The 11504-nt window shown below is 62.3% G+C and carries 11 protein-coding genes; 4 read left to right on the top strand and 7 right to left on the bottom strand.

What is annotated here, in order from left to right:
- The 7 genes from WBH99_RS07480 to motA all read right to left on the bottom strand — a co-directional run.
- A partial coding sequence (locus WBH99_RS07480) for a Cache 3/Cache 2 fusion domain-containing protein (protein ID WP_424219478.1) occupies positions 1-2542 on the bottom strand: 2542 nt, incomplete at its 3' end.
- A gap of 66 nt (positions 2543-2608) precedes the next feature.
- On the bottom strand, positions 2609-3103 hold the full coding sequence (locus tag WBH99_RS07475) for a chemotaxis protein CheW (protein ID WP_424219477.1): 495 nt from the start codon (positions 3101-3103) through the stop codon (positions 2609-2611).
- A gap of 16 nt (positions 3104-3119) precedes the next feature.
- Positions 3120-5342, bottom strand: a complete 2223-nt coding sequence (locus tag WBH99_RS07470) for a chemotaxis protein CheW (protein WP_424219476.1) — start codon at positions 5340-5342, stop codon at positions 3120-3122.
- A 33-nt stretch (positions 5343-5375) separates the two neighbouring features.
- Positions 5376-5741 (bottom strand): response regulator, encoded by a 366-nt coding sequence (locus WBH99_RS07465; protein WP_424219475.1) that lies wholly within the window; start codon positions 5739-5741, stop codon positions 5376-5378.
- A gap of 20 nt (positions 5742-5761) precedes the next feature.
- Positions 5762-6988: a methyl-accepting chemotaxis protein gene (locus WBH99_RS07460; RefSeq protein ID WP_424219474.1), complete on the bottom strand. Its 1227-nt coding sequence runs from the start codon at positions 6986-6988 to the stop codon at positions 5762-5764.
- Positions 6989-7017: 29 nt separating this feature from the next.
- Positions 7018-7959 (bottom strand): flagellar motor protein MotB, encoded by a 942-nt coding sequence (motB, locus tag WBH99_RS07455; protein ID WP_424219473.1) that lies wholly within the window; start codon positions 7957-7959, stop codon positions 7018-7020.
- Positions 7960-8005: 46 nt separating this feature from the next.
- Positions 8006-8863 (bottom strand): flagellar motor stator protein MotA, encoded by an 858-nt coding sequence (gene motA, locus WBH99_RS07450; protein ID WP_424219472.1) that lies wholly within the window; start codon positions 8861-8863, stop codon positions 8006-8008.
- A gap of 471 nt (positions 8864-9334) precedes the next feature.
- Here motA and WBH99_RS07445 point away from each other — a divergent pair, with 471 nt between their 5' ends.
- The 4 genes from WBH99_RS07445 to WBH99_RS07430 form a co-directional block, all read left to right on the top strand.
- A complete protein-coding gene (locus tag WBH99_RS07445) occupies positions 9335-9877 on the top strand; it encodes an NUDIX hydrolase (protein WP_424219479.1) in 543 nt (180 codons plus the stop codon).
- Between the two features lie 132 nt (positions 9878-10009).
- A complete protein-coding gene (locus WBH99_RS07440) occupies positions 10010-10390 on the top strand; it encodes a PadR family transcriptional regulator (RefSeq protein ID WP_424219471.1) in 381 nt (126 codons plus the stop codon).
- A 235-nt stretch (positions 10391-10625) separates the two neighbouring features.
- A complete protein-coding gene (gene arsD, locus WBH99_RS07435) occupies positions 10626-10991 on the top strand; it encodes an arsenite efflux transporter metallochaperone ArsD (protein WP_424219470.1) in 366 nt (121 codons plus the stop codon).
- 86 nt (positions 10992-11077) lie between these two features.
- Positions 11078-11504: TRC40/GET3/ArsA family transport-energizing ATPase (locus tag WBH99_RS07430; protein ID WP_424219469.1), on the top strand; the 427-nt coding region annotated here is incomplete at its 3' end.

The raw sequence follows: 11504 nt of genomic DNA, 5'->3' as shown, positions 1-11504 counted from the left end.
CCCGCTCCGCCACTCGCCGGGCACCATCCGCCAGCTGATTCGCTTCCCGGGCACTGTCCGCATTCACCTTCACCGTGCCGGTCAGCTCTTCCATGCTCGATGCCGTCTCTTCCAGACTCGAGGCCTGTTCCTCCGTCCGGCTCGACAGGTCCGTGTTCCCCGACGCAATTTCCTGCGCCGCCGTGTTGATCGCCTCGGTCGACTCCTGGATGCGCCCCACCACCTGGGTCAGCTGGTCCACCGTGGCATTGGCATCGTCCCGCAAGCGGGCGAAGGTCCCCTGGTAATCGCCTTCGATCTTGCGGGTCAGATCGCCCCGGGACAGGGAGCCCAGCACTTCGGCGACGGCATGGAGGCCGCTGGAGGCGGCATCGAGCAACTGGTTCAGGCCCCGCGCCAGGCCCTCGACAAAACCCTCCTTGCCTTCCAGGCTGAGTCGCTGGCTGAAATCGCCCCGGGCCGCGGCAAAGACGATGCTCTGCACTTCCTGCTCCACGGCGACTTCCAGAGTCCGATCCTGCCACTCGGCCACGGAGCCCAGGTGCTCGCCCTGCTCATTGAGAACCGGGTTGGCCACCAACACCAGGGAGCGCCCGCCGATTTCCACTTTGGCGGTATGGGTCTTTTGCAGCCCAGCGAGCAGCCTGGCCTGATGCTCGGGCTGACGGTGGAAGATGTCGATGCTGGAACCCAGCAACTGGCTGGCGTCGAAATCCGCAAGCGCCTTGCGGATATCGGCCTCGGCGGTCTTGAACAGATGCTCCACGGAGCGGTTGGTGTAGATGATGCGGCGATCCTGATCGGCAATCATCACCCCGGTGCTGACATTGTCCAGGGCGATCTTGATGCGGGTCATCTCGTCGGCTACCCGCCGGGTTTCCGTCAATTCAAAACCGAGGCGGCTCTGCATGCATTCCAGGCCTTGCAGCACCTTGCCGATTTCATCCTCCCGCCCCACGGCCACCGGATTGTCGTACTTGCCGGTCGCCATCCGGGCAAACACCGGCAGCACCTGCGCCTGTAGCGGCCGGGTGATGAGGGCACGCACCAGCCAGGAGATGATCAGGACCAGAACCAGCACCACCGCCACGGCAGCGCCCCAGAGGTAGTGCGACAAGGAACGGGCGGCCGCATTGAATTCATCCAGATAGGTGCCCCCGCCGATCAGCCAGTCCCAGGCCTCGACCGTGTCGAACAGGGTGATCTTTTCCCGCAACTGGCTTTCACCCAGTTCCTGATTGGCCCAGGGATAGTAGATTTCCCCCTGGCGGCGGGTGAGCATTGTCCGGATGAATTCCCGGCCCTCGGCATCCCTGGATTCCAGCAGGCTCTGGCCTTCCCGGGCGGGATGGATCAGGGCCTTGCCGAAATCGGGACCGGGCCGGGCATCGAGGACGAAGAAATAACCGCTGTCTCCGACCTTGACCTGCTTGATCTGGGCCTTCAGTCCGGCCATCGCCTCGCTCACGTCCATGCCGGTAAACAGGGCGCCGACGACCTGCCCGCCGGCATCGCGGATGGGGCGGTAGGCGGTGTAGTAATCCTTGCCGAACAGGCGGGCCTTGCCGACATGGCTTTCACCGGCCAGCAGACGGGCATGAGCCGGGTGCTGCTTGCCCAGCAGGGTGCCGGTGGCCCGCTCGCCCTTTTCATTCTTGAGGGAAGTGCTGATCCGCAGAAAGTCATCCCCTTGCAAGGCAAAGATGGTGGCCACCGCATCAGCCTGGCGGCTGAAACCATCCACCTCATCGAAACGTTCATTCAGGGGCAGCCCCCCGTGCTTGAGGAGCGGCACCTCGCCACTGGCATCTAGTTCGAATTCCCCGGGCAATTGGCTGGCAAACAGCCGGTTCAGGCGCTCAGCCTCTTTTTCCAGGGCGCTGGCGCGCACTTCCACCATGCCCTTGATCAGAGCCAGGCTCTGGGACAGGCTGTCATGGCCCTGCTGCTCCAGGGTGTCGCCCATGCGGCTGCCGAGCAGGAAAGCCATCGCCGCCATCACGGCAAAGGCCGACACGGCGCTGCCGAAAATGATCTTGGTGGCCAGTGGGGCGGCGCCCATGCGACGACCGAGGCGGGCCAGCAAGCGGCTGGAAACCACCTGTCCATGCTCGATCACCAGACCCCGGGCCCGTCCTTCGCGGAACAGGCGATAGGCCTGCTCGGCGGCAGCCACTTCGGCGCGGGAGGGCTTGCGCCGCACGGACAGGAAACCCACCAGCTGGCCCGCCTCGAATACGGGCGAGACATGGGCCTGGACCCAGTAATGATCGCCATTTTTACAGCGGTTCTTGACCAGCCCCACCCAGGGCATCCCGGCCTGCAGTCGTGCCCACAGATCCCGGTAGGCTTCTTCCGGCATGTCCGGATGGCGGACAATGTTGTGGGGTTGCCCCAGCAGTTCCGCCTCGGTAAAGCCGCTGACATCCAGAAAGGCCTTGTTGGCATAGGTGATCCGGCCTTTCAGATCCGTTCTGGAAACGATGATGCAGTCATCGGCCAGGGGAACTTCATGACCGCTTACAGGCTGGTTATTGCGCATAGGTTTATCGATGCCTTGTTTATCTTGTTCACCACCCTGCCTTGGGCAGGACTCCCATCCATTCCATCAATTGCCGGTATCGAGCAGATCCATTTCCGGGCTGAGCATCAGCTGCTCGATGTCGGTGACGATCAGCATCCGCCCTTCCAGCGTCGCCAGGCCGAGGATGTAACGGGTATCGAAACTGGCGGAAAAATCGGGGGCCGGCCGGATCTCGGCAGGCTTGAGGCGGATCACGTCGGAGACGCTATCGACCACGATGCCCACCACCCGGCTTGCGACGTTGAGGATGATCACCACCGTAAACGGGGTGTATTCCACCTCAGGCAGATGGAACTTGATGCGCAGGTCCACGATCGGCACGATGATGCCGCGCAGGTTGATGACCCCCTTGATGAAGGGGGGCGCGTTGGCGATCGAGGTCGGCTTCTCGTAGCCGCGGATTTCCTGGACCCGCAGGATGTCGATGGCGTACTCCTCCTGCCCCAGGGTGAAGGTGAGGAACTCACTGCTCGCCGGTTCCTCCTCACTGCGCTGGCTGAACCCTTGCATTTTTTCCATGACCACTCCTCAGGCCTCAGGCGGCCTTCTGCAGTTGTTGTTTGCCCATGGCAACGATGGCCGGCACGTCCAGGATCAGGGCCACATGGCCGTCGCCCATGATGGTGGCGCCGGAAATACCCGGCACCCGGCGGTAATTGGCTTCCAGGCTCTTGATCACCACCTGGTGCTGGCCGACCAGAGCATCGACGAACAGGGCGGCGAGCGCGCCGTCCGCCTCGAGCACCACCATGATGCCCTGGGTAAAACGGGTGACCGCCTTCGGGATGCCGAAGATCTCGTGCAACACCACCACCGGCAGGTATTCGCCCCGCACCTGGATCACCCGGCCCTGGTTGGCCAGGGTCTTGATGTCGCCGGGCGCAGGCTGCAGCGATTCCATGACGTAGGACAGGGGCAGGATGTAGGTCTGCTCCCCCACCGCCACGCTCATGCCGTCCAGGATGGCCAGGGTGAGCGGCAGGCGCACGGTCATGCGGGTGCCGATGCCGGGCATCGATTCGATTTCGATGCGGCCGCCCAGCGCCTGGATGTTGCGGCGCACCACGTCCATGCCCACCCCGCGGCCGGAGACGTCGGTGACCTGCTCGGCGGTGGAAAAGCCCGCCTCGAAGATCAGGGCGAACACCTCCTGATCCGTCATCTGCCCGGACACCTGCAGGCCCCTCTCCCGGGCCTTGGCGAGGATTTTCTCGCGGTTGAGGCCAGCGCCGTCGTCGCCCACCTCGATCACCACGTTGCCGCCCTGGTGGGAAGCCTTGAGGGTGATGGTGCCACAGGGATTCTTGCCCAGGGCGGCCCGCTCCCCGGGGGATTCGATGCCGTGGTCGAGGCTGTTGCGGATCAGATGGGTGAGGGGATCGGCAATGCGCTCGATCAGCCCCTTGTCCAGTTCCGTGGTATCGCCGAGGGTCTTCAGCTCGACTTGTTTACCGAGCTTGGCCGACAGGTCGCGCACCACCCGGGGAAAGCGGGAAAACACGAAGGAGATCGGCAGCATGCGGATCGACATCACCGCTTCTTGCAGGTCGCGGCTGTTGCGCTCGAGCTGGGTCAGGCCATTGACCAGCCGCTCCGGGGCGGCCTCCTGCATCTGGGCCACGGTCTGGAGCAGCATGGCCTGGGTGATGACCAGTTCCCCCACCAGATTGATGAGCTGATCCACCTTTTCGACGCTGACGCGGATGGAGGAATCGCCGCCCGCAGCCACTCCCGCCTTGGGCGCTGCGGGCTTGCCAGGAGCGGCCTGGGCGGGTGCCGGGGCCGCGCTGGGCAACACGGCAGCGGCCGGAGCCTGAACCGCTGCGGCCACCGGAGCCGGCGGCGGGGGAGCAGGGGCTTTTGCTTCCGGCAGGGGCTCAAAAAAGCCGTAGGCCTCCTCCACCGCCTGGCCGATGCTGGCCGCTTCGGGCAGCGGGTCGGGCAGTGGGTCGGGCAGCGGGTCGAAAAAACCATAGCCCCGGACGTCGTCCGACAAACCGGAGGCATCAGCAAAAAAACCAAACACCTCTTCCCCGTCGCTACGGCAGGAACCCTCCTCTTCCACCCGCCAGGCATCGCTTTCGGCAATGAAATCCAGTTGCTCCCCGACACTTTCGGGTAACACCGGAACGAACAGGCGCAGGGACCAGAAGCCGACCGGGGCATCGGCGGGAGGGCTTGCCAAGGTTTTGAGCCGCCCCAGCTGACGCAGGTCTTCGATGAAGCGCGCCACGCCTTCCTTGGCCGAGGCGGCAGTGGGTATGAATTCGATCCGGTAGGCCCGGTCCTCCCGAGCTGCGGCCGGTACCGTCAGCGGGACAGCCGGCGCGGCCATGGGGGGCACAGTCTCCGGCTCGGGCACCGGCGCAGCGCCATCGGTCAGTTGCTGCAGGCGCAGGCTCATGGCGGCCATGGCGTCCGGGTCGGCCGGCGCTCCGCCCTGGTGGGCCTCCAGCATCCGTTTGAGCAGGTCCCCCGTTTCCAGAAAGGCGTCCACCATTTCCGGCCGCAGGGGAATTTCATTCTTGCGGATCTTGTCCAGCAGGTTTTCGAGGATATGGGTCAGTTCCGCCAGGTCGGAAAACCCGAAGGTGCCGGAACTGCCCTTGATGGAGTGGGCCGCCCGGAAGATCGCGTTCAGATCCTCCGCCTCGGGCGCCGCCACATCCAGCCCCAGGAGCAGGGACTCCATCTCCGCCAGGTGCTCCGCCGATTCCTCGAAGAACACCTGATGGAACTGACTCATATCAATGGACATGCGATCCCCCGCTCCTGTCAAGCCGCCCCGGCATCACCCAATGACCTTGCGCACCACTTCGATCAGCTTCTGGGGATCAAAGGGTTTCACCAACCAGCCGGTAGCCCCGGCCGCCCGTCCCTGGGTCTTCATGGCCTCGGAGGATTCCGTGGTCAGCATCAGGATCGGGATGCTCTTGTACTGGGGCTGGGCGCGCAGGCTGCGGATCAGGGTCAGGCCATCCATGCGCGGCATGTTCTGGTCGGTCAGGATCAGGTTCACGCTTCTGGCCTTGGCCTTTTCCAGGCCGTCCATGCCATCTACCGCCTCGACCACTTCATACCCGGCACTTTTCAGGGTAAAGGAAACCATCTGCCGGATGGAGGCAGAGTCATCCACTGCAAGAATTGTTTTAGCCATGCTCTTCTCTATCCAAAAAATCAAAACAGCTCGACATCGCCGCTGGCGTAACGGGTCTGCTGCACGGGATTGTTCTCGACCCGATCCCGGACATCCGCCAGCTTCTCATGCAAGCCCTCGAGATTGGCTTGCAGTGCATCTAGTTCCGCCAGCCTGGCGCTGCCGGCCCCCTCGGTACAGAGGATCTGCGCCACGCGCGACATGTCCCGGGTAATTTCCGCCACGGCCTCCAGGCGCTGACCGACATGGCCCAGCAACTGGGTCACCATGTCCTGAAACTGGAGGGACATGATGGCTTGTCCGGCCCGGGCCTCGACGGCCTCGGCAATGACATTGAGTTCAGCAACCACCTGGCTGGTGCGGACATTGAAAGCCTCGATCCCGGCCATGGCCTGTTCCACATCCTGTTTGGAGGTCAAGGCAAAGGTCATGTCCTGGGCTGCCATCTGGTGGATGGCGTCTTCGGTGGCCTGGATGGATTGCTGCATGGTGCCCATCAGGCTGCGAATCTGCTGGCTGAAATGGCTGGTGCGGCCAGAAAGGTTGCGCACCTCATCGGCCACCACGGCGAAACCCCGCCCGGCCTCGCCGGCCCGGGCCGCTTCGATGGCCGCATTGAGGGACAACAGGTTGGTCTGCTTGGAAATGCCTTCGATTTCCCCCAGCATGGCGGTGATCTGGTGCACCTGACCGGAAATATTGTCGGTCAGTTCGACCAGGCCCATGGCGATCCTGGAGTTTTTCACGACGCTGTCCACAAAGGCCCGCAGGGTGTCGGAGGTCTTGTGGGCAAACGCCTCGAAATCCATGGAACGGGTATTTTCCTCCAGCTTCCCGGAGACGATTTCATGGCCCAGTTGCTGTTGCCGGCGGGTCTGCTCGCTCATGCCCTGGAAACTTTCCACCAGGTGCCCGATGGCCTCGGCGAGAATTTGCTGGGTGCGCTGGATTTCTTCTCCAGAGGTCCCGAACTGGCGGGCCAGCTCAGCCGTGGAGTGCTGCAGATAGGCGCTGCTGCGGGCCATGACTTCCCGATTCTCTGCACTACCGCTCTGGCTCGCCCCCTGAACGACACCTTCGCCCCCTGCCGCCAGGAAGCAGGAAGCCAGTATCCAGCCCAGGGCGATGACGGCCAGCGCCAGGCCCACCGGCCCTGAACGGCTCCCCTCATCCACGGCCATCAGCACGACAACCACCAGAGCCATCCAGCCCCCCCCGGCCCAGCGCAGCTTTGTCGCGTTTGTCATTTATTCCCCTCTCTCGATCCGGCATTTCATCATCGGCTTGGCGCAGCCGCCGGCGGTGGCGACACCAGTTCTTCCACGGCAGGCAAGTCGCCCTCGGCATCGACATCGGTCTCGGGCCCATCTTCATTGAGAATGGCCATTTCCGTCCGCTTGTTCAGGACCACGATGCTGATCCGCCGGTTCACCGGATTCAGGGGGTCGTTAGGGTCAAACAGCACCGAGGAAGACAGGCCCACGACCCGGATCACCTTGTGATCATCCATGCCCCCCAGCACCATCTCCCGCCGGGAGGCATTGGCCCGGTTGGCCGAAAGCTCCCAGTTCGAAAAGCCCTGGGGCCCGCCGGCGAACTGGGCCGCATCGGTATGCCCGGCCAGGCTGATGCGATTGGGCACGTCGTTCAGGGCCATGCCGATCTGCCGCAGGATCTCGCGGGTATAGGGCTTCAACTGATCTCCGGCCAGATCAAACATGGGGCGGTTCTGCTCATCGACAATCTGGATGCGCAAGCCTTCGGTGGTGATGTCGAGCAGGAGCTGGTTCTTGAACTGGCGCAATTCGGGGGAGTCATCGATGAGCTTCTCGATGCGCTGCTTCAGGCGTTCCAGGGCTTGCCGCTCCTGGCGCTCGAATTCCTTGATCGCCAGCCGCCGCTTTGCCGCTTCCACATCCCCTTTTCTGACCTGGCCTGAGGTCCGGGACAAATCCGTGCCGCCGCCCTGGATGATGCTGGTGGCGTCTCCCACCCCGCTGCCGCCACTGCTTTGCAGGGTCATCGGGTTCTGGAAAAATTCGGCGATCCCCTGCAGATCCCCTTTGGCCGTGGAGCCCAGCAACCACATCATCAGAAAGAAGGCCATCAAGGCCGTCATGAAGTCGGCTAGCGCAATTTTCCAGGCCCCCCCGTGGCTGGCGGCGCCGCCCTTCTTGATGCGCTTGACGACGATGGGGCGGGTGGAATCATCGCTCATGGGCGCCCCTCGGGAACAGGACCAAAAGTCCAGATCATGGTGACCCTCACTTGCCCTTGCGGCTCTTCAGATCCTCTTCCAGCTCCAGGAAAGTGGGGCGGGCATCGGAAGGCAGGTTCTTGCGGCCGAATTCCACGGCCACCTGGGGGGCATAGCCCGACATCGACGCCAGCAGCACCGCCTTGACCACCCTGAAGACGGGAGTTCCCTCGTGGGCCTTCTGCTCCAGGAGCGAGGCGATGGGCTGCACGAAGCCATAGGAAATCAGGATCCCGAGGAAGGTCCCCACCAGCGCGCCACCGACCATCTTGCCCAGCACCGGAGGCGGCTCACCCACGGAACCCATCACATTCACCACGCCCATCACCGCCACCACGATACCAAAGGCTGGCAGGGCATCTCCGACCTTGGCAACCGAGTGCCCCGGCAATTCCACTTCGTGGTGATGGGTTTCCAGCTCCTGGTCCATCAGGGCTTCGATTTCCAGCGTATTGAGATTTCCGCCCACCATCATGCGCAGGTAGTCGGTAATGAACTCGGTAACATGATGATCATTGAGCACCTCTGGATACTTGCCAAAGATCGGGCTGGCCTCGGGGGTCTCCACATCATTTTCAATCGACATCAGGCCTTCCTTGCGCACCTTGCCCAGCAGTTCGAACAGCAGTGCCAGCACATCCATGTAATACGCCTTGGAGTACCTGGAACCTTTGAAAATGCCGGGCAGGGCCGCCACCACCGCCTTGATGGCAGAGATGTTGTTGCTCGCCACGAAACTGCCCAGCATCAAACCCACGATCGCCAGATACTCCATGGGCACCCAGAGTGCAGCGAGGCTGCCATGCACCGAATAGGTGCCGAACGACGCGGCAAGAATGATGACGTAACCGATGATCAAAAACATTCGGGTTCCTCTTGGACCGCCCTGAAAGCGGAGTTTTCACTTGGAATCGCAGCACTCTATTCTACTATTCTATCCAGAGCCTCCTGGCGGGTGCAAAACCAGATCCTGGGCGGGCGCAACACCGGATCGGTTCAAATCGGCGCCCATCATGCCTTGCCCGGCGAGCCTGGTCAGCCACATTTCTGCCGCCACCGCCTTGCGCAGGTTTTCCAGGGCGCCCATTCTGAGGGGTCCCGTGCAGAATGGACAGCGATGCTTCGAGCGCGCGTTCTTTTTTTGCTGAATTGTTGTGCAAATACCGCCAGGACCCGATTGCCGAGGCGGGGATGATGCCGGCGGCGGTTACAGTGGCAAGGCCATGACATCTCCCGGCCAATCGCCCGGTAGCGCCAGCCCGGGCGCCAAGCCCCGGCAATGCCTGTGGCAGAATACTCACCCGCCCTCTTCTTTCATCAGGAATCAACACCCGTGATCCGATACTGCACCCAATGCGGCCAGGCAGTTCAGCTTCGCATTCCGGCCGGAGATAGCCTCTATCGCAGCATCTGCAGTGCCTGTGGGCATATCCATTACGAAAATCCGAAACTGATCGTGGGTTGTCTGGCCGAGTGGGAAGGGCGCATCCTGCTTTGTCGACGGGCCATCGAGCCCCGGCTGGGGTTCTGGACCCTGCCCGCAGGCTTCATGGAGAACGAGGAAAGCAGCCTGGCTGCGGCCCTGCGCGAAACCCGGGAAGAGGCCTGCGCAATAGTCGAGGCTGGCACACTCTTCGCGTTGGTGGATGTTCCTCACATCAGCCAGGTACACCTTTTTTATCGCGGCGCACTGCAAAATGGCGAGCACCGCGCGGGCTGCGAAAGCCTGGAAACCCGGCTTTACGCTGAAGCGGACATGCCCTGGGATGAGCTGGCTTTTTGCAGTGTCAGGTTTTGCCTGGAACAATATTTTGCCGACCGCCGCCGGGGCGAATTCGCCATTCACCAGCACACGCTGCAACCCCTGCCAGAAGATTGAAGGCAGGGCAGGTCATGCGGCCCGCCGTCGCGGCACAGCGGCCCGGTGTTCTCCTGCTCGTCGTACAGGAGGCCCCCAGCGGCGCTCCCTGCCCGGTTGATACCTTGATGGACAATGTATAGAATGGCCGACATGGCGAAATCGACGGCATCCCTGAAGAACGTGGAGCGCGCGCCGGTGGATTACACCGACCGCTTGTACTGGAATGGCATCATCAAGATGAGCCTGTCCAAGTTTTTCATTCTCAGTGTCTTGAAGACGCGGCCCATGCACGGCTATGAAATCGCCCGTGAAGTGGAATGCTCGACCCAAGGCTGCTGCGCCCCCACCGAGGGCACGCTCTATCCCGTGCTGCGGGAGTTCGAGCAAGGCGGCTATGTCACCGCGCATACCGAAACGGTCGCGGGGCGCGAACGCAAGGTTTATACCCTGACGGACAAGGGACGTGAAGCCTTCACGGTGGCGGTGGATGCCTGGATGGAGGTGGCCGCCCACATCCGCCGACAGCCGTGATTTTTTTTGGGCTTTGACATTGCCCATCCATGGATGGACGAACAACCCATTGACGAAAAACCCATTGATGAACAACCCATTGACCATCGATGCCTGGGTTTGCAACGACGTTTTTTCACTTTCACCCGCCCCCTTCATCCACCCCTTTCATCCACCCCTTTCATCCACCCCTTTCATCCCTTTCATTTACCCCTTTCATTTACCCCTTTCACCCCGCTCACGAAAGGAGCCTGTCATGCCCACCCTGGAAATTTTTGAACCCGCAGGATGCTGCGCCACCAGCAGCGTCGCCATCGACCAGAACACGCTGCATTTCAACGCCGACATGGATTGGTGCAAGCAGCAGGGCTTCGAGGTGAAGCGCCACAACCTGTTGAAGAACCCGCAGAGCTTCATCAGCAATCCGCGCATCAAGGAACTCCTGGACAGCTCGGGAACGCAGGCCTTGCCGGTCACGCTCCTCGATGGCGAGGTGGTGTTGACGGGCCGGCTTCCCAACCGCGAGGAACTGGCCCGCTGGTTCGGCGTGGAACTCACCCCGGCCAGCACGGCCGGCACGGCATCGACGTCCTGCTGCTGCCCACCCGCGGCGCGCGCTTGAACGCCCTAGAGGACCCCTCTTTCCGGATTACGGAACACCGGATTACGGAACACCACATTACGGAGCACCCTATTACGGAGCACCCTATGCCATTCAAATTTCTACACGATGCACCGCCCTTCTTGTTCTTTACCGGCAAGGGCGGTGTAGGGAAAACCTCGTTGGCCTGCGCCACCGCCGTGCGTCTGGCGGATGCAGGAAAAAAAGTGTTGTTGGTCAGTACCGATCCGGCTTCCAATGTCGGCCAGGTCTTCAACCAGCCGATAGGCCATCAGATCGTCGCCATCGTTCAGGTGCCGCGTCTGTCGGCGCTGGAGGTTGATCCGATGGCTGCCGCACAAGCCTATCGGGATCGTGTCCTCGATCCCGTCCGCGATTCGATGCCAGCCGAGATCGTTCAAAGCATCGAGGAGCAGTTGTCCGGCTCCTGCACCACCGAAATTGCGGCATTCGATGAGTTCACCGGCTTGTTGACGAATCCGGCCTTGCGCAGCGACTTCGACCATATCGTCT

Source organism: Azovibrio sp. (assembly GCF_049658005.1).
In the GTDB taxonomy this organism is placed as follows: domain Bacteria; phylum Pseudomonadota; class Gammaproteobacteria; order Burkholderiales; family Rhodocyclaceae; genus Azovibrio.
Note: the sequence above shows the minus strand (reverse complement) of the source record. Positions and strands in the feature narration are given on the sequence as shown.